20 protein-coding genes and 1 tRNA gene are annotated in these 24,141 nt (G+C 66.9%); 12 read left to right on the top strand and 9 right to left on the bottom strand.

Annotated features, from left to right (window positions below; all coding sequences use genetic code 11):
• Positions 1 to 137: 137 nt before the first annotated feature.
• Positions 138 to 974 carry a DUF2182 domain-containing protein gene (locus RNB18_RS07225; RefSeq protein ID WP_311713296.1) on the bottom strand — a complete coding sequence of 279 codons (837 nt, stop codon included), beginning with the start codon at positions 972 to 974 and terminating at the stop codon, positions 138 to 140.
• Positions 975 to 1,432: 458 nt separating this feature from the next.
• Here RNB18_RS07225 and RNB18_RS07220 point away from each other — a divergent pair, with 458 nt between their 5' ends.
• On the top strand, positions 1,433 to 1,654 hold the full coding sequence (locus RNB18_RS07220) for a type II toxin-antitoxin system VapB family antitoxin (RefSeq protein WP_311713295.1): 222 nt from the start codon (positions 1,433 to 1,435) through the stop codon (positions 1,652 to 1,654).
• Positions 1,651 to 1,968: a PIN domain-containing protein gene (locus RNB18_RS07215; RefSeq protein WP_311713294.1), complete on the top strand. Its 318-nt coding sequence runs from the start codon at positions 1,651 to 1,653 to the stop codon at positions 1,966 to 1,968. The genes RNB18_RS07220 and RNB18_RS07215 overlap by 4 nt, the downstream gene beginning before the upstream one ends.
• Positions 1,969 to 2,141: 173 nt before the next feature.
• Here RNB18_RS07215 and RNB18_RS07210 read toward each other — a convergent pair whose 3' ends face one another.
• On the bottom strand, positions 2,142 to 5,438 hold the full coding sequence (locus RNB18_RS07210; RefSeq protein ID WP_311713293.1) for an AfsR/SARP family transcriptional regulator: 3,297 nt from the start codon (positions 5,436 to 5,438) through the stop codon (positions 2,142 to 2,144).
• Between the two features lie 110 nt (positions 5,439 to 5,548).
• Between RNB18_RS07210 and RNB18_RS07205 the strand changes: the two genes are divergently transcribed.
• On the top strand, positions 5,549 to 5,872 hold the full coding sequence (locus RNB18_RS07205) for a hypothetical protein (RefSeq protein WP_311713292.1): 324 nt from the start codon (positions 5,549 to 5,551) through the stop codon (positions 5,870 to 5,872).
• A gap of 510 nt (positions 5,873 to 6,382) precedes the next feature.
• On the opposite strand, the gene RNB18_RS07200 is transcribed toward RNB18_RS07205, so the two are convergent.
• On the bottom strand, positions 6,383 to 6,736 hold the full coding sequence (locus RNB18_RS07200) for a hypothetical protein (protein ID WP_311713291.1): 354 nt from the start codon (positions 6,734 to 6,736) through the stop codon (positions 6,383 to 6,385).
• Between the two features lie 434 nt (positions 6,737 to 7,170).
• On the opposite strand from RNB18_RS07200, the gene RNB18_RS07195 reads away from it, so the two are divergent.
• Positions 7,171 to 7,719, top strand: a complete 549-nt coding sequence (locus tag RNB18_RS07195; protein ID WP_311713290.1) for a DUF4365 domain-containing protein — start codon at positions 7,171 to 7,173, stop codon at positions 7,717 to 7,719.
• Complete coding sequence (locus RNB18_RS07190; protein ID WP_311713289.1) at positions 7,716 to 8,930, top strand: hypothetical protein; 1,215 nt, start codon at positions 7,716 to 7,718, stop codon at positions 8,928 to 8,930. Before RNB18_RS07195 ends, RNB18_RS07190 begins: the two co-directional genes overlap by 4 nt.
• 709 nt (positions 8,931 to 9,639) lie before the next feature.
• Here the strand turns inward: RNB18_RS07190 and RNB18_RS07185 are convergent.
• The 3 genes from RNB18_RS07185 to RNB18_RS07170 all read right to left on the bottom strand — a co-directional run bounded on the left by RNB18_RS07185 (position 9,640) and on the right by RNB18_RS07170 (position 12,394).
• Positions 9,640 to 10,968 (bottom strand): hypothetical protein, encoded by a 1,329-nt coding sequence (locus RNB18_RS07185; protein WP_311713288.1) that lies wholly within the window; start codon positions 10,966 to 10,968, stop codon positions 9,640 to 9,642.
• A gap of 525 nt (positions 10,969 to 11,493) precedes the next feature.
• On the bottom strand, positions 11,494 to 11,913 hold the full coding sequence (locus tag RNB18_RS07180; protein ID WP_311713287.1) for a hypothetical protein: 420 nt from the start codon (positions 11,911 to 11,913) through the stop codon (positions 11,494 to 11,496).
• Positions 11,914 to 12,320: 407 nt separating this feature from the next.
• Positions 12,321 to 12,394, bottom strand: a tRNA-Gly gene (locus tag RNB18_RS07170).
• Positions 12,395 to 12,893: 499 nt separating this feature from the next.
• On the opposite strand from RNB18_RS07170, the gene dcd reads away from it, so the two are divergent.
• Positions 12,894 to 13,469, top strand: a complete 576-nt coding sequence (gene dcd, locus RNB18_RS07165; RefSeq protein WP_030600337.1) for a dCTP deaminase — start codon at positions 12,894 to 12,896, stop codon at positions 13,467 to 13,469.
• On the top strand, positions 13,466 to 13,963 hold the full coding sequence (locus RNB18_RS07160) for a phosphoribosyltransferase (RefSeq protein WP_311713286.1): 498 nt from the start codon (positions 13,466 to 13,468) through the stop codon (positions 13,961 to 13,963). The genes dcd and RNB18_RS07160 overlap by 4 nt, the downstream gene beginning before the upstream one ends.
• A 70-nt stretch (positions 13,964 to 14,033) precedes the next feature.
• Here RNB18_RS07160 and RNB18_RS07155 read toward each other — a convergent pair whose 3' ends face one another.
• Both RNB18_RS07155 and RNB18_RS07150 read right to left on the bottom strand, forming a co-directional pair.
• On the bottom strand, positions 14,034 to 14,993 hold the full coding sequence (locus RNB18_RS07155; protein WP_311713285.1) for a Yip1 family protein: 960 nt from the start codon (positions 14,991 to 14,993) through the stop codon (positions 14,034 to 14,036).
• A 69-nt stretch (positions 14,994 to 15,062) separates the two neighbouring features.
• Positions 15,063 to 16,361, bottom strand: a complete 1,299-nt coding sequence (locus tag RNB18_RS07150) for an FG-GAP repeat domain-containing protein (protein WP_311713284.1) — start codon at positions 16,359 to 16,361, stop codon at positions 15,063 to 15,065.
• A 126-nt stretch (positions 16,362 to 16,487) separates the two neighbouring features.
• Between RNB18_RS07150 and RNB18_RS07145 the strand changes: the two genes are divergently transcribed.
• Positions 16,488 to 17,453: a hypothetical protein gene (locus RNB18_RS07145; protein ID WP_311713283.1), complete on the top strand. Its 966-nt coding sequence runs from the start codon at positions 16,488 to 16,490 to the stop codon at positions 17,451 to 17,453.
• A gap of 13 nt (positions 17,454 to 17,466) precedes the next feature.
• Entirely contained in the window at positions 17,467 to 17,958 is a 492-nt protein-coding gene (locus RNB18_RS07140; RefSeq protein WP_311713282.1) for a nucleotidyltransferase domain-containing protein, read from the top strand.
• Positions 17,959 to 18,040: 82 nt separating this feature from the next.
• On the opposite strand, the gene RNB18_RS07135 is transcribed toward RNB18_RS07140, so the two are convergent.
• A complete protein-coding gene (locus RNB18_RS07135) occupies positions 18,041 to 20,323 on the bottom strand; it encodes a (Fe-S)-binding protein (protein ID WP_311713281.1) in 2,283 nt (760 codons plus the stop codon).
• Between the two features lie 195 nt (positions 20,324 to 20,518).
• Here RNB18_RS07135 and RNB18_RS07130 point away from each other — a divergent pair, with 195 nt between their 5' ends.
• From RNB18_RS07130 to grpE, 3 genes are all read left to right on the top strand, one after another.
• Positions 20,519 to 21,550 (top strand): MraY family glycosyltransferase, encoded by a 1,032-nt coding sequence (locus RNB18_RS07130; RefSeq protein WP_311713280.1) that lies wholly within the window; start codon positions 20,519 to 20,521, stop codon positions 21,548 to 21,550.
• A gap of 94 nt (positions 21,551 to 21,644) precedes the next feature.
• Positions 21,645 to 23,492, top strand: a complete 1,848-nt coding sequence (dnaK, locus tag RNB18_RS07125) for a molecular chaperone DnaK (RefSeq protein WP_057608851.1) — start codon at positions 21,645 to 21,647, stop codon at positions 23,490 to 23,492.
• A complete protein-coding gene (gene grpE / locus RNB18_RS07120) occupies positions 23,489 to 24,136 on the top strand; it encodes a nucleotide exchange factor GrpE (RefSeq protein ID WP_311713278.1) in 648 nt (215 codons plus the stop codon). Before dnaK ends, grpE begins: the two co-directional genes overlap by 4 nt.
• Positions 24,137 to 24,141: the final 5 nt, after the last annotated feature.

Here is a 24,141-nt window from a genome sequence, read left to right as displayed (position 1 = left end):
CCTCCTGCCGAGCCCCAGGAGGCTCACTCGGAGTGGCGAGACCGTGTGTGCCGAGCCCGGTCCCGGGATCGGGAGACGGTCTCCCTTCCAGCCTGCACCTCCCTTCCCTGATGGGGAACCCGTTCACCGGCAAGGGATCACATGTCGTCCATCGACGGCATCGAGTCCCGCAGCCCGGGAAGCAGCCAGTCCTGGAAGGGTGCGAGCACGGCCAGGACGAGGAGTACGACGCCCATAGCGCGCGCGAGCAGGGGGCCCCGGGACCACAGCTTCTCCAAGAAGATCACCACGGCCAGCCCAGCCATCGCTGCCACGTTCATCACGCCCAGCGGAACGAGGACGACCATCAGCCCGGTGCAGCAGCCGACGCAGTAGGCGCCGTGGTGGAGGCCCACCCGCAGGTCGCGCGCCGGCCCCCGGAAGCCGGAGTAGCGCACCAGGTGGCCCAAGGGGTCGCGGCAGTGCCGCAGGCATACGGTCTTCAGGGGGCCCAGCTGGTAAAGGCCCGCGAGCAGGAAGCCGACCGAGCCGATCCAGCGACCGGTCGCGGGGTGGTCGTCGACGAGGCTGCCGGTGAACGCCAGCGCTGCGTAGGTGAGCAGCCCGAACGCCGTCCACACCAGCAGATATCCGGCGACGAACTCGACGGTACGGGCGGTCCGGGCCCAGCCTGAGGACTGCCGGCCGATGCCCCGGACCCAGGTGATGGCCACCGGTGCCATGGACGGCAGCATCATGGCCGCCATCATCGTCACCCAGAGCAGCAGGAACAGCGGCAGCGCCATCCCCATCGTGCCGGGCTCGACCCCCATGTCCCGGGCCTGGCCGATCGTCAGCACCCAGGCGGGCACCACGATCAGGACCACGAGCAACCAGGCGGCCGCGAGATCCCGCGTGGGCAGCAACCCCCCACCCGTTCCGGTCGGGGCGACCGACCGGTCGGCTACTGGAGCGGAAGTCCGGCTGTGACGCATCGGCGTGTTCTCCTGCGGCTCATTCCAGGAGAGCATTTCCTTGCCCTCGGCGCGACCTGGGGCTGGAAAGCAAGTGAGCCCCAGGTCTTTGGCCTGGGGCTCAGGTAGAGCGGGTGACGAGAATCGAACTCGCACTCTCAGCTTGGGAAGCTACGGCGCTTGGGTCGGTACATGGCTCCTGACCTACACGGATTCGTTCTGCCGCTGCAGGCCTGAGTGCTTGGTGGCACCGCTGTTGACCGCGGTTGTCCGCTCTTACGGGCACGCTGCGGGCACGGGGGTGACCAGCAACCGGGCCGTACAGCGCGCAACGCCTGCGCCGACCGGACCGCATCGTCTGTGGGACTGATCCGGAGGGTCCCGGCGCGACTGCATGCACCGGAGCTGACAGGTGGACCCGTAAATGTTGGTGACGTATTCCTCTATGTACATCACCAACATTGCGTGGGAGGCACGGTATGTCCGTGACCCAGATCGACATCGACGACGACGCCCTGGAGCGCGTCATGGCTCTGGCTCACGTCCGGACCAAGAAGGAGGCGGTCAATCTCGCTCTGAACTTCTACGCCGAGCAGCAGGAACGCGCGGCGCGCATCAAGCGTCACTTCGAGCGTGCGCGTGAGTGGGGTGCCGTCGAGGACGCCGAGCGCCTGCACCGGGCGGAGAAGGACAGCCGGTGATCTACCTGCTCGACACGTCTGGCCTGGTCCGGCTGCTCCGCGATCCAAAACTGCAGTCGGCCTGGTACGACGCGATCGATGCCGGGGCCATCGCGTCCTGCTATGTGCAACGCGCCGAGTTCCGGTACAGCGCCCGGAATCGTCGCGAGTACGACGAGATCGCGGAAATGTTTTCTGACCTCTATCCCGACGCCGCCGTCGCCGCTACAGCGGCTCACCACGGCCTGGTTGTCCTCCACGACGATGCCGACTACGGCACTGTCGCCCGGCACGCATCCGACCTGACCGAGCACAACGTCCACGACATCGTCTGAGGCGTTTCACCGCCCGACAGGTTGTGGGATTGCCCTCGCTGTCAGGCGAAGGTGGCGATCAAAGAGAACTCCCGCGGCGCCCGGAACGCGGTCTTCCGCGTCTATCGCTGTGGGCCGGAGTACATGTCCTGGCTACGTCGGGAACGGGACTGACGGGCTCGGCTGAGGAGACGTCACCGGTCGAGATCCGCGTACTCCGTCTCGGGCACGCCGATGTCCGAGAAGATGGCCCACGCCTGTCGCCTCATCAGTTCGGCGTCGTCGTCGGTCTTCCAGTGGGCGCGGGCGAGTGCCAGGAGGGTGCGGGCCTCGCCGAGTCGGTGGCCGGTCCCGCGGTGTACGGCGAGGGCTTCCTGGCCGAGCTCGACGGCTGTGCCGTGTGCTTCCTCGGCCTCCGCCGTCTCGCACAGGGCTGTCAGGGCCTGGCCCTCCACCACGCGGAACGAATGGGCGCGGGCCAGAGCCAGCGCCTGTTCGGCGTGGGTGCGGGCCTCGTCGTACCGGCCCGCTTCCCTGTAGGTGAGGGAGAGGCATATGAGGCTGTCCGCCTCGGCTCGCCGGAATCGCGCCTCGCGGGCCAGGGCGAGAGCCTGCTCGCCGGCCTGAAGAGCCCGGTCCAGCTGCCCCAGTCGTCGGCGGGCGGCGGCGACCGTGTTGAGGATGCCGGACTGAACCCAGTGCCGTTTCGTGTCCTCGACCAGGGCGAAGGCCCGCTCGGCCTGCTCCAGCCCTTCGCCGTGGCGGCCGAGTTCGATATTGATCTTCGCGATGGCGTCGAGCATCATCGCGCGGCCGTCGCGGTAACCGGCCCGCTTGTCGGAGGCGACCTCCGGGCCGAGGAGGTCGAGTCCGTCGGTGAGACGGCCGAGTTCCCAGTACACCCCGCCCAGGATCTGCAGGGCCGAGCCGGCGTCCCACCAGCTGACCTCTGCCTCGAGTCCGACGGCACGTTCGAGGTGGTCGGCGGCCTCGTGCAGCCGACCCAGATCCCGGCAGGCCATACCGAGGCCGACCATCCCGAATCCTTCGAAGTAGAGGTTCCCGGTCTCACGGAAGATGCGCAGGCCGGCGGTGAAATCGTCGTGCGCACTGTCGAGGCGCGCCATGCTCCAATACGCCATGCCTCTGAGGCCGAGACCCGACGCCTCGCCCGACGCCCAACCGAGCTTCCGGCTGATGTCCAGTGCGCGTGTGGCGTGTTCCATCGCCTGTCGGACATGCCCCCGGTCCCACCGCGCCGCTGAGAGGCTGGAGTGCATCGCTGCCTGGCCGAACAGGTCACTCTCGGTCTCGGCCGCGTCCAGTGCCGTCTGCGCGGTGGTCTGCCAGGTCTTCCGTGGCAGATGGATCCAGAAGTGGCTGAACAGTGCGGAGGTCAGGTGCCAGGCGACGGGGCGGGGGCCGTGGTGGGCGGCATGGTTGATGACGGCGAGCAGATTCGCCCGTTCTGCATCCAGCCACGGTCCGGCGGCGATGGCCGACGGCATGCCCGGGTGTCTGTCGGGGCGGAGGCTGGTGGGCAGCTCCGGAAAGAGCCCGGTCCCCGCGGTGGTTCGGATGGCGTTGAGGTACCAGATCAGGAGTCGTTCGAGGGCGGCTTCACGGTCCGGCGCCGCCTCCTCCACCAGCGCACACTCCTGTGCGTACTCGCGAAGGAGATCGTGGAACCGGTAACGTGCCGCCGTCGCGGGTTCGACCAGGTGGGCCGAGGTCAGTGCACCGATCAGACGCCGGGCCTGCGACAGTGGCGCATCCAGGAGCGCCGCTGCGGCCTCGGTGGTGAACTCCGCTCCCGGGAACAGGCCGAGCAGGCGGAACAGCCGGCGTGCGCCGGGTGCCAGGACCCGGTACGACACCGAAAAGGCCGTACGCAAAGGAGAGTTGGCGTCTCTGTCCGGCTCCAGTGCCTCCAGCTTGTTGCCCTCGTTCATCTCGGCGACGAGGTCGGCCGTCCGCAGGGCCGGATCGCCCGCGAGCCTGGCGGCGGCCACGCGCAGGGCCAGGGGGAGGCTGCCGCAGAGCCGGATCAGTTCGTCGACCGCGTGATTATCGTCGTCGACCCGGTCCGTGCCGAGGGTCCGGCTCAGCAGTGCGCGGGCCTCGTCCGGCTGGAGGAGATCCAGGGGCAGCGCATGGGCGCCGTCGTGGGCGACGAGGTCGCCGAGCCGGTTGCGGCTGGTCACGAGGACGCAGCAGGTAGGGCCGGACGGCAGCAGCGGACGTACCTGCTCGGCCGAGGCCGCGTTGTCCAGCAGGACGAGCATGCGCCGGTCGGCCAGCAGGGTCCGGAACACGCGGCCCTGGGCCTCGTGGTGCGGGGGGATCTCCGACGCCGCGAGCCCCAGGCTGCGCAGCAGCAGTTCAAGGGCCTCGCCGGGTTCGAGGGGCTGTCGGTCGTGGTCGAAGCCGTGCAGGTTGACGTAGAGCTGGCCGTCCGGGAAGCGGCCGCGGACCTGGTGTGCCCAGTGCACGGCCAGTGCGGTCTTGCCAATGCCCGCGGCGCCGCCGATGGCGGAGATGACCACGGTGTTCGCCGTCCCTGGCGTCCGCGCGGGCGCAAGCAGCGAGTGGAGTCGCTCGAGTTCGCCGGTGCGGCCGGCGAAACCCGGAGTGTCGTGCGGGAGTTCGGCGGACACGGCCCTCTCGCGCGGTGTGGAGAGTACCGACGGGGGCGGACGCAGGAGGAAGGCGTCGTCCTGGTGCAGTACCGCTTCGTGCACCCGGCGCAGTTCCTCACCGGGATCGGCGCCGAGCTCGTCACGCAGTCGTACGCGCAGGTCCTCGTAAGTTCTGAGCGCTTCCGCCTGACGTCCGCGGCCGTACAGGGCCCGCATGCGCAAGGCCGTCAGCGACTCGTCGTAGCGGTCAGCCATCGAAGACGCGGACAGCCCGCTCAGGTCGTCGAGGGCATCGCCGAACCGGCCCAGAAGGACCAGGCACTTGAGCCGCTCCAGCCGGAACGTCCGTCGGCGCTCCTCCAACCGCTGCCGCTCCTCCTGCGCGAACGGTCCCGGCAGCCCGGCCAGGGGCTCGCCGCGGAACAGTCCGATGGCTGCGGAGAGTTGGGCCGCGGCGGTGGCCAGGTCGCCAGACGCGACGGTGCGCAGCGCCTCGTCGCCCCGTTCGTCCAGATCCGCCGTATCGAGCCTGACCTCCTCGACGACGAAGCAGTACCAGCCCTTGCCGCTGCGGATCACCGACTCCGCGGGCGGGGTGCCTTCCGGATCGAGCACCCTGCGCAGCGAGTTGACGTGGGTGGGCAGGACCTTGTGACCGCCTGCGGGAGGCTCCTCGCCCCACACCGCGTCGAGCAGCCGCTCATGACTGACCACGGCCCCTTGGCGCAGCAGCAGAGCGGCCAGCACGGCCTGCCGTTTGACGGGCCCCAGCTTCAGCGGCGCCCCGCCCCGCCACGACCGTAACGGTCCGAGCACTTCGAACCGCAGCAGCTGAGGAGATCCGTCGTCCACCCCGAAGCCTCCGCTTCCCTACGTCATCGGAATTTCATCAGAATTGCAGCACCCCCGGCCATGGTGATGGACACGACATCGCACAACCCGCACAACCGAAGGGGATCCGCGTGACCGAAGTGGAGTTGGTGGCCACCGCGTTGGCCACGGGGGCGGCGGCCGGACTCACCGACACCTCACGAGGAGTCGTCCACGACCTCCACGCTGTGCTGAAGGAGGCGGTCCGCCGACGGTTGTCCGGTGGCGGTGACGGCGTACGGGGAGGCTACGGCGTACGGGTGCTTTACGCGTACGAGACGGACCCCGATGTGTGGCGGACCCGGCTGCTCCAGGTGCTGGCCTCCGGGCTGGAGATGGACGAGGAGATCCTCGGGGCGGCCCGCGCAGTGCTCCGCGCGGAAAGGAGGGGGCACATCACCGCGGTCGTCGGTTGATGACGCAGTGGGCGACCTCTCTGGCCATGCTGTTGAGCGCGGGTATCGCCATGGCGGTACCCGCCACTGGTGGAAGCACGCAGGGACCACCGTGAGCTGGGGCGGGAGGCCCGCAGGCACACGTACGACATCCCGTGCGGCGGCGCAGCCCCGACCGCAGTTGCGACTCCACATGGAGCTCTACACGGACAAGGGAGCCGACGGACTCGCGCACCGTCGTCGGGGTCCCCGAGCGTTTCCGGTTCTACGACCTTCGTCACACGGGAAGGCACGCCAGGAAGCCGCTGCCGTGCCAGATGGAGCCACCGTTGATCCAGACGATCAACGTTCTGGCACGAATCTGGCACGAGACGAGTGATCGTCACAGACAGCAGAAAGGCCCGGGTCAATGACCTGGGCCTTTGTCATGGAGCGGGTGACGAGAATCGAACTCGCGCTCTCAGCTTGGGAAGCTGCGGTCATTTGGCGCGGATAGGGCTGCTGAACTGGGCGTTCACCCGACACCAGATCTCATTGCCCTTGGTCGCTTTCACTGTGGTTCCCCGCAGTTCCCCGCTCTATCTGGTGCGCTTGTGGTGCGTCGGTCGTGTCCTGGCCCGCTGCCGTCGACTCGTCGGCTCCGCCGTACAGATTGACGCGGAGACGCTCCTTGGCCGCTTCGAGGCGTGGGCCGTAGTCGGGCATGAAGATCTCGCTCAGCCTCTTGTCCAGCGTTCCGGAGATCGCGTAGATCGGCGACCAGACGGCTCGGTCGTGCACGATCCCTTCAAGGTCGTCGGACTGGAACATGACTTGGTAGAGCCAGTCCGACAGCACGAACGCTTGATCGCGCGTGAGCCTGATGGTGATCCCTTCCTCGTCCACGCCCTCAACCTAGCTGCCGCGACTGGCTGTGTCGTGGGTCGGCGCTGCCATGAGGACCAACACGCTTTCCAACTGTGGTGGTGGGGTCGCGGGGTGCGTTGCGCGGCGTTCACCTGGGTTCATGGGCGTTCGGCCGTAGGAGCGGCTATCGGCTTCGGTCTCGCCTGAACGGCCGTGAACGACGCTGAATGAGACGGAAACTGAGACGGCAACACTCGTCATCGCCGGAGGTCGGCGGGGCCGGCGCTCCAGCCCCTGGGCGCATTCTCGGCGGGATGGGTGACGGGACCGGGCTCTCGCCTTAGCTCGGGAAACTTGGTGATCCAGGGCTGTCTCCCTAACTGGCTTGCGCCGGAGCCGTGTCGGCACCTCCCTCTACCCACCGTGACCACTTGCTTCTAGCATGTGATCTAGGGGACATGTTGGGGGGATGAATGATCGATGCTCAAGCCGCTGTGCCTGAGGTTCCGCTGCGGGGAGACTTGCCCAAGACGCAACGGATGGAGATGTTGCAGGACGGCTACCTCCGGGCAGTCGCTGCGGCAGCTGGCTGCACCATGGCCAAACCCGATCCGGATGACGGAATCGATTGGAAGCTGAGCCACACTTCAGAGTCCCACACAGCGGACTGCCAGATAGATCTGAAAATACAGCTGAAGAGCACCTGGACCTCGTCACCCAACCCTGCAAATGGGTTCGTTTCGGTGAATCTCTCCAATGAGCGTCTGAATCTTCTCGCACGCCCAAACGTGATCGTTCACCGAATATTGGTGGCCATGATTGTGCCTGAAGATATCGCCAAATGGGTTGAAGCCAGTCACGACATATTTCAATTGCGGCATTGCGCATACTGGCGGAGCGTCACAGGGGTTCAGCCGTCCGGCGAAAAATATACGGCGGTGAGAGTTTCTACAAGCCAAATATTTGACGACATCGCATTATGTGCAATCATGGAGCGAATAGGCAAGGGAGGCGCGCCATGAGGGTACCAGATTTCCGCGAGGTTGCTGAGCACCTGACGGATAGGCAGCTTGCCCTTGCTCTCGAGGCGAGTGGGTGGCAGAAATTTGGCGGCCAGGCCAACCTCTATAGCCGTTGGCGGCCGATGGCAGATTCGAACAATCGATCCGATGGCGGCCTCCTTCTACCCCAGGATCGAGAAACGGACGACTACTCTGATCTGCTCAGTCAAGCGGTGGCGCAAGCCTGGAAGCTGGGTGATGAAAGGATTCGTGCGATCCTGACGCGTGCCGCAACTCTGCACGCCCTGGGTGACGAAATGAAGTTTCACAAGGAAGTAGCCTCCCGAAAAGGGACAATTCCATGGAGTGCTGGCGAGGATCTCCATGCAGGCGCGCATAAATCCATGGTCGTTGCGGCAAAAACCCGGAAGTCCAAAGCCGCTTACTATGGAAACTCTAATACTTTTCTGGCGAAGTCATTCCTAGACTCAGTCTTGATGGGGCAGACTGAGGTGGGAAGCTACGTGATCACCGCCTACGCTCCTCCGGACGAGGTGTTCTCCGAGCGTAAAATCAAGCCAGGTGACACGATTCCGCTTATTGGGAGGCATACCGGACGGGAGATTACTCTCGGACTGGTAGGAGCGCTTGAGGCCGCACGTGAGGCTGTTGATCATTTCAAGGAGACCGGGTCCACCTATTCGTTCGTTGAGAATGTCGAGAGAGGATTCTGTTACGAATTGACTCAAGCGGTCCGTAATTTGATTAGAGACTCAGAAGGTGCCGAGGTCGAGGTCGAGCTGAATTCTGCAGAAGACCTGATCTCGGGGCGTCCCGTCGAGCGGCATAAGCTCGAGTTCATTCCTTCAGATTATGTGGCACTGGAGCGGGCCGGGAATATGCTGGCAGCGACAGCCGATCCGCTATTCGTCACTGTCCTGGGAACAGTTACGCTACTTGAACGCCCAAAACCAGGAAACCCTGGAGTTGTACGATTGGACGTTCTGGGCGGAACTGAGGCCCGAAAAATGAGGGTCCGTCTCAAGGTAGACGATTACGACATGGCGGTTGATGCCCATCGTAATAATCTTGCACTAAGGATTTCTGGCCGCCAGGAACTGGAGGGCCACTATTACTGGCTTTATGACCCGCAGATACTTGAACTAGTGGCGATTGCGCCCGAGGCGTCAGATAGCTCGGTCGAGCAAGGTAGCCAAGACTCGCTATTTTGATAGCAAAGGCTTGGAGGGCGGCCTCATCTTTATCCTCGGCTGCTCGTCCGCTGGAGTTCGGGGCTGACTGCCGGCGTCCCGGGCTGTTGGTGTCAGGCATTGGTGTCAGCTGCCAGGGGCAGACTCGACAGCTTCGCCACCCGCCGTCTCAAGCTGCGGCAAGGGCATCACTCCGGAGCCGATCCGGGGCCCGCTTGTACCTCAGCCGACGACAGTCAGCGACGACGGCGGGTACGCCGACCGACCACGCACGCGTGTGCCTCGCTGCACCCCCACCGGCCTCAGCCACGCTTTCGGGGTGCCGACATGAGCAACCCCCTACCGTCGGCCAGTGACGACGGCGCGGGAAACCTCAGCCTAGGAAGCAGGGAAGATGTGGGGCTGGACCCGGCCTGACCTGGGTGAATGTCTAGCTGTGGCAGGCGCCGATGGTTCGACCCCGGCGATTGGCCTGTTCATTCAACCCGGGGGCGCCCGCGCGACGCTGCAATGCGCAAGATTTCGATCATGGCATCCGTAGAGGCCTTCGTTTGAGGGTTCTCGACCTGGGCTTCTCGGCCCTGGAGCGCCACGATTACCGCGTCCGCATCTTCGGGTTTCGTCGGCGGTCTAAACCACCGGACTCGTCGGGTCCTCATCGAGCACCTCCTCACGTATCTCCCCAGTATGCACCCATAACTTCGAACGAGGGGCGTGCCGAGCAATGAGATTACGGATCCCTCGGCCGCGGAAGCGCGAGCGCGATCAGGAACAGCAAAGAGAAAAAGCCAGAGATAAATCCAAAAACGCAAAATGCGGGCGAGAGGGACTCACCAGACCCCGCCGTGATCAAAATCAGGACAGCAGCGAAAGAAAAGGCCACCATAATCCACATAGAGAAGCGAAAGCGCAACAGCAAGCGAGAGGTCAAGAGATGATCACCGGCCCGGGCAGCGATTGTTATGATTGCGGCTGCGGCGGCCAAGAACAGAGTCGTGACCAGAAAAGGAACGTCCGTTTCCGGATATACGGAATCACTCGGATTAAGGATCCGACCACTGAAGAAGGAGCAGACGAACATAAGCGTAGTAATGGCAAGGCTTGACGAAACGGCGGCGATCAGCCATCCGCTACGCGAGGGACGCAAGTCCATAATTATGTTGTAACTGCGTCCATCTTCAGGACATCCATGGGCTACGCAGTGTCCGTAGTGTGCATCCCACACTCTATAAGCAACGGGAGTATTCGGGTCGCCCCAAAGGAATGATGGATCGGGCACCAGAGAAATCCGGCAAATATGCAGTCCCTCCGGAACCAGGACCTCAAAGTGATAATTAGTGCAGTCACTTGCCGTAGCTGAAAAGAGTAGACTCCACGGGGAGATTCCTACCATTTGACCCCAACTGGTAGCCCAGTCGGTTCGGACGTCATAGTCAACCCCGAGGACTCGCTGCTGCCCAACTTTAACGCCCTCCAATACCGAAATTAGGAGATGCCTTTCAGCCAGGTTTTTCACCCAGCGTTCGAACGCCGGATCGCCAAATATTAGATCTTCTTCCTGCTGACTCAAACCCCACTGGCCGGGTCGTACCAACTCACGCCAAACATCATCGGCTTTCTGTCGACATTCCCCGGAGGTTATCCTTCTTAGCTGCCGAGGAAAATCGCTGCCGTTGAGATCCCTTCCGATCTTTCCAGAAGCCATGGCAACGAGAGCATCCCCTAGGAGGGAAGCGCTTGCATCTATGCCTATTCGCCGTAGCGGGCAACCGGCTTCGTCACGCAAGTCGAACTGTATGGACAACTGCTTCTTATCCAGCCACATCAAAGGCAAAAGGAGGAAGGTCGTTCCATTTTCATCAGGTGCCGACTCTGGGGCCTCTGGGGGAATTTTCAGATCTATACTAGTATGGCAATGAGCCATTTCTGCATCGCGAAAGTTGTACGTCTCGACTTTGCGATTAATCCATGACGAGCGAAGAGCCCAAGTCAGGCAGACTGCAGGCCCCGACGAGTATTCATCCGCCGCGGGGGCGACGGCATCGTCGACATGCTCCATGGGGGCCACATTACCCAGGATACGTCCAGCATTTCGCCGAATCTTCTCGATTATTGCGTAAGGCATACCAGCCACATCCACCCCAAAGAGTCCGGTACCTAACTCTCTTTCCACGGTACGAGCAGTCACCTTGATCTGCATCCCAGAGTGGGGGGTGTCGCACGCTTCAGGAACGGGCTACTGGCATCGGAGACTCCAGTGGGCCCCCAGCCGCCGACGGGCCTGACGCAGGCCCCCTGTCGAGGGATCGGTCAGCACCAATCCGGGCCACCGGAGATATCCGCGCTCAGGGAACAGCAACATGGCCAGCATGATTACTGTAAAGCGTGGTGCCGACCGCCCAGAAACCCCTCTCCTGACGTCAGGCGGCTGATTGGTGTGCGCGCGGCTCGGGCGCCGGCCGGGCTGGAGCGGGGCGGAGACAGGAGCGCAGGCCCGGCCGGGGGCCGGGCCGCGTGCGGGGAGCGGAGCGAGCCGCCTTGAACCAGTAGAGAAAGTTGTAACTCAGTCTGAGGCGTGGGGCTGTTAGGTCTCTGTCGGCGGGTGTCCGTCAGGCTTGGCACCGTCCTGGTTCTGGTGGTCAGCGGCGCGGAACTCGTCCAGGAGCTCGAAGAACATCTCCATGGCGGGCCTGGCGGATCGCTCCGCTTCACGTTCGATCTCTACGGCCCAGCCGAGGGGAGAGTGACGGTCCAGGCGCTGCCACAGCCACTCGGCGAAGTGGCCCTGATTGCCCGGGGTCCAGAAGTCGAACGGCTCCGCGATGTCGTGGATCCCTAGAGCAACGCGGTAGCCGGTGAGCATGGAGTCCAGGTGCTGCAAAGAACTGCGATTGACCCACATGCCTGGACGGAGTCGCACTTCCTCCAGGAAGTCGTACACGTCGGTGAGATCTTCGACGTGCCTGGGCTTGCGTCTCGTCCCGCGTACGTCTGAGTCGGTCATGCGGGCACTCTATTGAGAAGCCGTGCCTGTTGAAGGTCCTGTGCGGGGCTTGAACTGGTGCGCGCAGGCTGGGATGTCGAGGCCCTGGCGGTGTGCGAGGGGCAGGAAGAGTGCTGGTCGGATCGTCCAGGTGATGCGGGTGCTGGCCTGGGTGAGGGAGATCGTGCAGGGTTCGGCGCCGCCGAGACTCCGACGAAGAGCGGCAGCGAGACGTTGCCTCCGGCCTCGACGACATGGTCCGTGCCGAGCGTGCGAAGCACCACAAGCAGCAGAGCGACCGCCCCGCGCACCACAAGGAGAAGTCCACCGGAAGCTAGCCGAGTGCTTATGGTGCGGTTGTGGTGCGCGACCCGCCCGCCGGTCTAGACAACAAAGAACCCCCGGGCCTCTGGCCTGGGGGTTTCACATGGAGCGGGTGACGAGAATCGAACTCGCACTCTCAGCTTGGGAAGCTGATGTTCTACCACTAAACTACACCCGCGCGTGACGCCGGATGCACCGGTGTCGGAACGCATCGCCACTTTACCTCATCCCTGGCCCCCGGCGCTGAAGCCGTGGGGCCTGAGTGCGTCTCAGGGGTGGGACAGGGCTGCGGGCAGCGGGAGTTGGGGCGTACGGTGGTGAGGTGGAAGAGGGCCCGGGCGGGACCGGAGTGCCGCCTGGAGGGCCGTCCCGTGCATCCCGTAATGTGGCATTTGTCGTCAGGTGAGCAGTAGCCCGACGCGGCTCTTGGGGAAGGGACTCTTGGACTTGATGGAGCGCACCGTCGTCCGTTGTGCCGATGGGCACGTGTTCAGCACCGCTTCGTTCCCGATGCAGCAGGCCGAGCGACTCGGTCCCGGACGGCTCGTCCGCTGTCCTCGCTGTGCGCGGCTTCGGAGTGTCGTTCCGGTGGCCTTGGAGAAGCACTGAGAGATCGGTACCAGGCGCGCGGTCCGTCCGATGGTGGTCGGCCCGCGCGCCTTGCGTATCCTCGGGGCGTGCTTCTCTCAGACAAGGACATCCGGGCCGAGATCGACGCCGGGCGGGTACGGATCGATCCCTACGACGAATCCATGGTGCAGCCGTCCAGCGTCGACGTGCGCCTCGATCGCTTCTTCCGGGTGTTCGAGAACCACCGCTACCCCCACATCGACCCCTCCGTCGAGCAGGCCGACCTCACGCGGCTCGTGGAGCCGGAGGGCGACGAGCCGTTCATCCTGCACCCGGGTGAGTTCGTCCTCGCCTCGACGTACGAGGTCATCACCCTCCCCGACGACCTGGCCTCCCGCCTGGAGGGCAAGTCCTCCCTCGGCCGGCTCGGACTCGTCACCCACTCCACGGCCGGCTTCATCGACCCCGGCTTCAGCGGACACGTGACCCTCGAACTCTCCAACCTGGCCACGCTCCCCATCAAGCTCTGGCCCGGCATGAAGATCGGCCAGCTGTGCCTGTTCCGGCTCTCCTCGCCGGCCGAGTTCCCCTACGGCAGTGAGCGCTACGGCTCCCGCTACCAGGGCCAGCGTGGCCCCACCGCCTCCCGCTCCTTCCTCAACTTCCACCGGACCCAGGTATGAGCGCCGTACGGGAGAACCTGACCTACGAGGCGTTCGGCACCGCCGTCCGTGAGCTCGCGCAGACCATCGCCGACGACGGCTACGAGCCCGACGTCGTGCTCTCGATCGCCCGCGGCGGAGTCTTCGTCGCCGGCGGCCTCGCGTACGCCCTCGACTGCAAGAACATCCACCTGGTGAACGTCGAGTTCTACACCGGCGTGGGGACCACCCTGGAGATGCCGGTCATGCTGGCCCCCGTCCCCAACACCATCGACTTCTCCGACAAGAAGGTCCTCATCACCGACGACGTCGCCGACACCGGCAAGACACTCAAACTGGTGCGCGACTTCTGCCTCGACGCCGTCGCCGAGGTCCGCTCGGCGGTCATCTACGAGAAGTCCCAGTCCCTGGTGAAGTGCGAGTACGTCTGGAAGCGCACGGACGACTGGATCAACTTTCCGTGGTCCGTCCAGCCCCCCGTGATCCACCGCTCCGGCCAGGTCGTCGACGCCTGAGTGGTCGTAGGACAGACCGAAGGGCTCCCGTGAGAAGCGGGAGCCCTTCGTCGTCGCGAGGAGATGAAACCTAGAACGTGCCCAGCTTCACGATCGACAGCAGTGCGATCAGCTGGATCGCGGAGGCACCCAGGGCCTTCGGCCACGGCAGGTCGTGGGACCTGGAGACCATCAGGGTGAGCAGGGCGCCGGCCGCCACCCAGGTCGCCCAGCCGAGGAGCTGGACGAAGGACGCGTCGCCGCCGAAGAACATCGCCACGATCAGGCGGGGGGCGTCGGTCAGGGACATGATCAGCATGGAGAGGCCGACCGTGGGCTGCCACGCGCCGTCGCCGCCCAGTTGGCGGGCCAGGGCGTGGGTGACGACGCCCAGGACGAAGGCCGACAGGACCATGGCGACGGCCGTGGTCAGGACGATCGGGATCGCGTTCGACAGGGTGGCGTTGATCGCGTCCTCTCGGGCGCCCTCGAAGCCGAACACCGCGAGCAGGCCGTAGAGGAAGGACACGACGAGGGCCGGGCCCCACATCGTGTAGTCCCGCATCTGGAGGAAGGTCTGCTTGGGGGAGAGCAGGATGCCCCTCAGGAGTTCCTTCCAGTGCAGGCGGGGACCCGCCGGGGCGGCCGGGGCCGCGCCCGCGCGGTAGGTGCCGCCCTGGTTGTAGGGGTCCTCGCCGACCGAGAACGCCTGGGTGTGGCCAGGGTTGTTGGCCGCGTACGGGTCATGGCCGCCCTGCGGGTGCGGGGCACCACCGGCGCCGTCGCCGAAGTACTCCGGCTCGTCGTAACCCCCGCCGCCGCCCTGGGTCCACTGGCCCGGGTGGGGCTGCGGCGCGGGGGGATAGCCGTACGGCTGTCCCTGGGGCGCCTGCTGCCCGTACGGAGGTTGTTGCGGTCGCGCGTGAGGAGCGCCGTTGTCCCGGCCGCGTCCGATCCTGAATCCAGCCACGTCTTCGAACGTACCTGGTCCCGGGGAGCGGCGTACGCGGGGCGGCGTTTCGGGGACGCCTTTGCTGCCGAGCTGTGACATCCCTTAAGGGAGTTCTCATCCGTCCCCTACGGGGCTCCCGTACCCCGGCGCGGTGTCACGCCGGTGACGTCAGGGGCTGAGGAACGCGGACGTGGAGAAGGTGACCGCCGGCTCCGCGCTCACGAGCCCCTTCTTCGCGCCGGGGAAGACGGCGACGGTGTCCTTCGTCTCGCTCCGGTACGTCCGTACCGCCAGGTCCGCCCGGCCGTCGCCGTCGAAGTCGGCGACCGCGAGGACGCGGCTGGTGCCGGTGGCGGGGGGTTCGACGGTGGTCGTCGCGCGGGTGGAGAGCCCTGTCGTACGGCCTTGGAAGATGCGCAGGCGCGAGCCGCTGGAGACCAGGTCGCTCAGGCCGTCGCCGTCGAAGTCGGCGGCGTCCAGGACCGAGCCGGGGGAGGTCAGCGAGCCCTTTGCCGCGCTGGGGAGGTCGTAGCGCAGTGACGTTCCTCCCATGGCGCCGACCGCCGCGTCCAGGGCCTTGCCGCGGCCGAAGGAGCCGAGCGCCACGTCGATGCCGGACGGCAGGACGGCTCCGGTGCGGGTCGGGCCCGCCGGACCGCCGAGGACCACGGCGGAGGGGCCGGTGCCCTGTGTCGTACGGACGATCAGGTCGTCGTAGCCGTCGCGGTCGACGTCGGCGGCCGGGCCCGTGGGGACCTCGCCCGGCGACTGGATCGGGGCGCCGGCCTTGCTCGGCCTGCCCTGGCGGGTGAACGGGCCGCGCAGATAGGTGAGGTGGCCGCCGGTGGCGTGCAGGACCAGGTCCTTGGCGCCGTCGCCGTCGAAGTCGCCGCAGACCGGCTGTTCGGGCCAGTCGTTGCCGACGCGGGCGGCGGGCGGCACGGTGAGGTGAACGGCCTTGCCGGACAAGCCGGTCGGGGAGCCGAAGAGGATCTGGAGCGGGACGGGGGGTTGGCCCTGGCCGTCGTAGGGCGGGTCGGTGGAGACGACGAGGTCCGTGAAGCCGTCCTTGTCCAGGTCGCAGGTCGCCTCCGCGTCGAACAGGGCGGGGAGTTGGCCGTCGGTGGCCGCGCCCTGTCCGCTCGGGGTGATCAACTGCCGTGCGCCCGGGACGAGTCCGCGCTCGCTGCCGTAGACGATTCCGATGCCGGGGTCGTCGGCGTGGGCCTGTGCCTTGACCAGGTCGCCCAGGACGAGGTCGCGGTGGCCGTCGCCGTTGAAGTCGTCCGGGATCCTGCTGCCCTTGCCCTTCGGCACCGGGAGCCGGGCCGGGCCGTCGGCGGTCCGTACGGGGGTGCGGTCGGCCGAGCCGGTGTGCTGGGTGGGGCCGCAGGCGGCGAGGAGGACGGTGGCGGCGAGGGCGGCGAGCGCGGTGATCAGGGTGCCGCCGGGGGGCGTCGTACACATCACGTCTCTCCGCACGCGCACCGTTCACCTCGTCAGCATCATTGACAACGACCTCGGCAATGATGCACTTGTTCGACATACGGCGACAGCCCTGGGTGCGCCGTCGACGGGGGAGAGGCGGAAAGCGTGCGGTTCGCGCTGGTCTGGACGGTCCGGTTGGGCGGGCTGGTCGGGTGGGTCGCGGCGGCGGTGGCCTGCTGGTGGCTGCTGGGAGTGGCGTCCACGCCCCGACCGTGGACGGGGCCGCTGGTGTGGGGCGCGGTCGCGGCCGGGTGCGCGGTGCTGCGGGCGGCGGCGCTGTGGGGGCTGCGGCGCGGGTCCGGCCGTGTGGTCCTGGAGAAGTCCCCGTCCGGCGGGGCTCTCGACGAGGCGCTGGGGTTCTCCTTCGACTCGGTGGGCTGGATCCGGGCTCGTGGTGGTGCCGTCTGGCTGCTGGTGACCTTCGCGTGCGGTGCCCTCTTCGTGGGGCTCATGACGGCCACCACGGGGAACGAACGGGTCGCCGAACTGCGGGACGCGGGCGCCGAGGTGAGTGCGGCGAGGGTGGTGGAGCGTCCGCGGGCGGTCCGTGCGGACCTGGGCGAGGACGTCGTACGGGGATACATGTCCCGTCTGGTGGTCGCCGTACCGGAAGGCCCCGCACGGCTCGCCACGCGCGCGTACACCCACGACGAGCCGCGCGTCGGTACCGAGGTCGAGGTGTTGTGGGCCCGGTCGGCGCCGGAACTCGGCGGGTACGTCCATGAGCGCGAGGACCTGCGGACGCTCGCCGCGGGGCGCTGGGAGGCGTTCCCGGACGGGGCGAACGGCCGGGACGCGCTGCTCGTGTTCGTGCTGGCCATGGTCACCGTCGGCGTCTTCGCCCTGGTCTTCACCTTCACTCCGGGCTCCCGGGCCCTTCAGGAGCTGGCCTGGTCCGCGCCGGTCCAGACGGTGTACGCCGTCCTGATCACCGCGGTCTTCGTCGGCTGGCGTCCCTTGCTGCTGGGCGAGGGGGCGAGCGTGGCGGAGGGGCTCCTCGGGGTGGTCGGCTTCGGGCTCCTGGTGCTGACGTACATGCTCATGGCGGGCCGGAGTATCGGAGACAGCTGAGGGTGGGGCAGCGGTGGACGCTGACGAGGTGTTGCATGTCCTGGACCTGTTGCGGCGGGCCGGCACGGAGGTCTGGGTCGCTGGCGGCTGGGGGATCGACGCGCTGGTCGGCAGGCAGACCCGGGACCACCGTGACCTGGACCTGATGCACCGGCAGGAGCAGGAGCCGGCCGTCGTGGCGGCGCTGGCCGCCGCGGGGTTCGTGGAGAGCCTGGACCGGCGGCCGGTCCGGTTCGTGGTCACCGCCCCCGACGGTCGGGAGATCGATCTGCACCCGCTGGTCTTCGCCGAGGACGGCTCCGCCGTGCAGGCGTCCGGGGAGCCGGAGCGGCCCTTCGGCTATCCGGCCTCCTGCTTTGTGACCGGGACCGTCGGCGGGACGTCCGTTCCGTGTCTGTCCGCCGAGCAGCAGGTCTACTTCCACCAGGGGTACGAGCCCTCGGAACGCGACCGGCACGACATGGCTCAGCTCCGGCGGGTCTTCGGGATCGCCACCCACTTCTGAACCGCGGCTTTCCGGCCTCCGACGCGACGGCGCCCCCAGGCCCGGTGGGACCTGGGGGCGCCGAACGGCACAGCTGTGACCGCTACTTCACCGGCTCCGGTTCCGGCTCGTTCGCCGTCTCCGCCGCGTCCTGCGGGTCGATCGGGGTCCGCACGGACTCCAGCAGCAGCTGGGCCACGTCGACGACCTGGATGGACTCCTTGGCCTTGCCGTCGTTCTTCTTGCCGTTCACGGAGTCCGTGAGCATCACCAGGCAGAACGGGCAGGCCGTCGAGACGATGTCCGGGTTCAGCGAAAGGGCTTCGTCGACACGCTCGTTGTTGATGCGCTTGCCGATCCGCTCCTCCATCCACATCCGCGCGCCACCGGCGCCACAGCAGAAGCCGCGCTCCTTGTGGCGGTGCATCTCCTCGTTCCGCAGGCCCGGGACGTTCGCGATGATCTCGCGCGGCGGTGAGTAGATCTTGTTGTGGCGGCCCAGGTAGCAGGGGTCGTGGTAGGTGATGATGCCCTCGACCGGCGTGACCGGGACCAGCTTGCCCTCGTCCACCAGGTGCTGGAGCAGCTGGGTGTGGTGGATGACCTCGTAGTCGCCGCCGAGCTGCGGGTACTCGTTGCCGATCGTGTTGAGGCAGTGCGGGCAGGTCGCGACGATCTTCTTGGCCGACTTGGGCTTGGCGGACTCCGGGACCACCTTGCCGTCGTCGTCGACCTCCTCGCCGAACGCCATGTTCAGTGCCATGACGTTCTCCATGCCGAGCTCCTGGAACAGGGGCTCGTTGCCGAGGCGGCGGGCGGAGTCACCGGTGCACTTCTCGTCGCCGCCCATGATCGCGAACTTGACGCCCGCGATGTGCAGGAGCTCGGCGAAGGCCTTGGTGGTCTTCTTGGCCCTGTCCTCCAGGGCACCGGCGCAGCCGACCCAGTACAGGTACTCGACCTCGGTGAGGTCCTCGATGTCCTGGCCGACGACCGGGACCTCGAACTCGACCTCCTTGAGCCACTCCAGGCGCTGCTTCTTCGCCAGGCCCCAGGGGTTGCCCTTCTTCTCCAGGTTCTTGAGCATCGTGCCCGCCTCGGACGGGAACGCGCTCTCGATCATCACCTGGTAGCGGCGCATGTCGACGATGTGGTCGACGTGCTCGATGTCGACGGGGCACTGCTCGACACAGGCGCCGCAGGTGGTGCAGGACCACAGGACGTCCGGGTCGATGACGCCGTTCTCCTCGGCCGTGCCGATCAGCGGGCGCTCGGCCTCGGCGAGAGCGGACGCGGGCACACCGGCCAGCTGCTCCTCGGACGCCTTCTCCTCGCCCTCCATCGTCTTGCCGCCGCCGGCCAGCAGGTACGGGGCCTTGGCGTGCGCGTGGTCGCGCAAAGACATGATCAGGAGCTTGGGGGAGAGCGGCTTGCCGGTGTTCCACGCGGGACACTGCGACTGGCAGCGACCGCACTCGGTGCAGGTGGAGAAGTCCAGCAGGCCCTTCCAGGAGAACTGCTCGACCTGGGAGACGCCGAAGACGTCGTCGTCACCGGGGTCGGTGAAGTCGATCGGCTTGCCGCCGCTCGTCATCGGCTGGAGGCCGCCAAGGGCCGTCTCGCCGGTCGCGTTGCGCTTGAACCAGATGTTGGGGAAGGCCAGGAAGCGGTGCCAGGCCACACCCATGTTGGTGTTGAGCGAGACGACGATCATCCACACGAAGGACGTGCCGATCTTGATCGTCGCGACGAAGTAGACGAGGTTCTGCAGCGCGGAGACGCTCAGGCCCTTGAAGGCCAGCACCAGCGGGTACGAGGCGAAGTACCCGGCCTCGTAGCCCTCCACGTGGTGCAGCGCGCCCTCGAGGCCGCGCAGCACGTAGATGGCGAGGCCGATGGTGAGGATGACGTACTCGACGAAGTACGCCTGACCGGCCTTGGAGCCCGCGAAGCGGGACTTGCGGCCGGGGCGGGAGGGCAGGCTCAGCAGGCGGATCACGATGAGCGCGGCGATGCCGAGCACGGTCATGACACCGATGAACTCGATGTACATCTCGAACGGCAGGAACTCGCCGATGACCGGCAGCACCCAGTCGGCCTTGAAGAGCTGGCCGAACGCCTGCGCGAGGGTCGGCGGCAGCGTCAGGAAGCCGATCGCCACGAACCAGTGGGCGAAGCCGACGATGCCCCACCGGTTCATCCGGGTGTGGCCGAGGAACTCCTTCACCAGCGTCACACTGCGGGCGTAGGGGTTGTCGTTCCTGCTTCCGGCGGGCACGGGCTGGCCCAGCTTGAAGTACCGGACGAACTGGCCGATGGCGCGCGCGAGCAGGGCCACGCCGACCACGGTCAGTACCAGCGACACGATGATCGCGGCGAGTTGCATTTCGGGGCTCCTCGGGCCTGCGAGGGTTCTACGAGCGAGATTACTAAGCGGTAACTTATGCAGTCCGTCTGAGACTACCCCCATCTTCTGCCGCACTGTAGCCGGGCACAGGGTGATCTGAATCGCTGAGGGTTACCTTAAAACCCGATCGTGTTATTCGTGATGAATTGGTGCATACGCCGCTAATTTGGGCTTGTGCTCTATGGGATCCTCGCCGCCACCTCCGCCCTGCTCCTCGCAGCCGTGCTCGCCGCCGTGCTGCGGGTGCCCGCCCTGCGTCTCGGGATCGTCGACCGGCGATGGCGGCGACCCATGCCGCTGTCCGGCGGTGTGGCGGTGGTCGCCGCCACCTGTCTGGTCGCGGCGGTCGGGGACTGGAAGGGGGTCACGCCCCTGGGGCCCGAGGTCGAGCGGCTGCTCGTCGTCGGGGCCGCCGTCGCCCTCCTCGGGCTCGTCGCCGACGTACGGCGGGTCAAGGCGCGGTTCCTCGTGGGCGGTACGGCGGTGGCGGCGCTGTGTGTCGTGCCGTACGAGGAGACAGGGGTGCCCGCCGGGCTCCTCGCGGCCGGCTGGATCGTGTTCGTCGCCCTCGGGTTCAAGGCGCTGGACCACGCCGAAGGGGTCGCCGGGACCGTCGGGGTCGTCACCGCCTTCGGGGCGGGGGCCTGTGCGGCGGCCGAGGTGATGGACTCGGTGGCCGTCCTGCTGAGCGTGCTGGCCGCCGCGCTGACCGGGTTCCTGATGCACAACTGGCATCCCGCGCGGGTGGGACTCGGCGCGTGCGGGGCCCTGTTCACCGGGTTCGTGCTGGCGTCCGCCGCCGTGACGACCCGCGCGGGGCAGGAACTCGGCTCCGGCGCGGGGGTGTTGTTCGCGCTGAACGCGGTGGTGGCCGCCGACGTCGTACTCGTCGTTCTCGCCCGGGGGCTGTCCGGGCGGCCGCTGCTGCGTGCCGCCCCCGACCATCTCGCCCACCGGCTGCGGCGGCTGGGGCTCACTCCGCAGGGGGCGTCCGTCGTCCTGGGTGTCGCGGCCTTCGGCGGGGTACTCGTCGGGGCCCTCGTGCACCTCGGGTGGATCGCCGCGACGGGGGCCCTGTGGGTCGCCGCGGTCGCCCTGGTGGTCGTGCTCGTCCTGCTTCGCGTCAAGCCGAACGTGAAGTCCAACGCGGCCACGCGCCGCGTATCACCGCAGGTCACGACCCAGTTGCGTGTAAGGAACGGATAAGAGTTGAGCCCGCACGACTCAGGTCTGTTGACCGAGGCGGGGCGGTCGTGCACACTTGAGTCCGTTCCACTCAAGTCAGCTGGAGGAATCAACCATGGCACGTGCGGTCGGCATCGACCTGGGCACGACTAACTCCGTCGTCAGCGTTCTCGAAGGCGGCGAGCCCACCGTCATCACCAACGCCGAGGGTGCCAGGACCACGCCGTCCGTCGTCGCCTTCGCGAAGAACGGCGAAGTGCTGGTCGGCGAGGTGGCCAAGCGCCAGGCGGTCACCAACGTGGACCGGACCATCAGGTCCGTGAAGCGCCACATGGGCACCGACTGGAAGACGGAGCTGGACGGGAAGCCCTTCAACCCGCAGCAGATGTCCGCCTTCATCCTGCAGAAGCTGAAGCGGGACGCCGAGTCCTACCTGGGCGAGAAGGTGACCGACGCGGTCATCACCGTCCCGGCGTACTTCAACGACTCCGAGCGTCAGGCGACCAAGGAGGCCGGCGAGATCGCGGGCCTGAACGTCCTGCGTATCGTCAACGAGCCCACCGCGGCCGCGCTCGCGTACGGCCTCGACAAGGACGACCAGACGATCCTCGTCTTCGACCTCGGTGGCGGCACCTTCGACGTGTCCCTCCTCGAGATCGGCGACGGCGTCGTCGAGGTGAAGGCCACCAACGGTGACAACCACCTCGGTGGTGACGACTGGGACCAGCGCGTCGTCGACTACCTGGTGCAGCAGTTCAAGTCCGGTCACGGCGTGGACCTGGCCAAGGACAAGATGGCGCTGCAGCGTCTGCGTGAGGCGGCCGAGAAGGCCAAGATCGAGCTGTCCAGCTCCACCGAGACCTCGATCAACCTGCCCTACATCACGGCCTCCGCCGAGGGCCCGCTGCACCTGGACGAGAAGCTCACCCGGGCTCAGTTCCAGCAGCTGACCGCGGACCTCCTGGAGCGCTGCAAGACCCCGTTCTTCAACGTCATGAAGGACGCCGGCGTCTCCATCAACGAGATCGACCACGTCGTCCTCGTCGGTGGCTCCACCCGTATGCCCGCCGTCGCCGAGCTCGTCAAGGAGCTGACCGGCGGCAAGGACGCCAACAAGGGCGTCAACCCGGACGAGGTCGTCGCCATCGGCGCCGCCCTGCAGGCCGGTGTCCTCAAGGGTGAGGTCAAGGACGTCCTGCTCCTCGACGTGACCCCGCTGTCCCTCGGCATCGAGACCAAGGGCGGCATCATGACCAAGCTCATCGAGCGGAACACGACGATCCCGACCAAGCGGTCCGAGATCTTCACCACCGCCGAGGACAACCAGCCCTCCGTGCAGATCCAGGTCTACCAGGGCGAGCGCGAGATCGCGGCGTACAACAAGAAGCTCGGGATGTTCGAGCTGACCGGTCTGCCGCCGGCCCCGCGCGGTGTCCCGCAGATCGAGGTCGCCTTCGACATCGACGCCAACGGCATCATGCACGTGACCGCGAAGGACCTGGGCACGGGCAAGGAGCAGAAGATGACCGTCACCGGCGGCTCCTCGCTGCCGAAGGACGAGGTCGACCGGATGCGCCAGGAGGCCGAGCAGTACGCGGAGGAGGACCACCGCCGCCGCGAGGCCGCCGAGAGCCGCAACCAGGGCGAGCAGCTCGTCTACCAGACGGAGAAGTTCCTCAAGGACAACGAGGACAAGGTCCCCGGCGAGGTCAAGACCGAGGTCGAGGCCGCCGTCGAGGAGCTGAAGGCCGCGCTCAAGGGCGAGGACACCGCGGAGATCCGCACCGCCACCGAGAAGGTCGCCGCGGTCTCCCAGAAGGTCGGCCAGGCCATGTACGCCGACGCCCAGGCCGCGCAGGGCGCGGGTGACGCCGACGACGCCGGGGCCTCGCAGGCCAAGGCGGACGACGACGTCGTGGACGCCGAGATCGTGGACGACGAGCGCAAGGACGGTGCCGCGTGACGGAGGAGACCCCGGGCTTCGACGAGAAGCCCGACGTCCCCTCCGGCGCCACCCCCGACGACGCCGAGCCGAAGGCCGCCCCCCAGGAAGGGGCGGCCCCGGCCGGGGACGCAAGTGCCCAGATCGCCGGCCTGACGGCCCAGCTGGACCAGGTGCGCAAGGCGCTCGAAGAGCGCACCGCGGACCTCCAGCGGCTCCAGGCCGAGTTCCAGAACTACCGCCGCCGTGTGGAGCGGGACCGGATCACGGTCAAGGAGATCGCCATCGCGAACCTCCTGACCGAGCTCCTGCCCGTGCTCGACGACATCGGCCGCGCGCGGGAACACGGTGAACTTCTCGGCGGGTTCAAGTCCGTCGCGGAGTCCCTGGAGACCGTCGCGGCGAAGATGGGCCTGCAGCAGTTCGGCAAGGAGGGCGAGCCCTTCGACCCGACGATCCACGAGGCCCTGATGCACAGTTACGCGCCCGACGTCACGGAGACGACGTGCGTGGCGATTCTGCAGCCTGGGTATCGCTTCGGCGAGCGCACCATCCGCCCCGCGCGGGTGGCCGTGGCCGAACCGCAGCCGGGCGCGCAGGCGGTCAAGGCCGAGGACGGCTCCGAGGCCGGCGACGACAAGGACAACGGCCCTGAGGAGGGCTGAGGTCG

This window comes from Streptomyces doebereineriae, assembly GCF_031845645.1.
In the GTDB taxonomy this organism is placed as follows: domain Bacteria; phylum Actinomycetota; class Actinomycetes; order Streptomycetales; family Streptomycetaceae; genus Streptomyces; species Streptomyces canus.
Note: the sequence above shows the minus strand (reverse complement) of the source record. Positions and strands in the feature narration are given on the sequence as shown.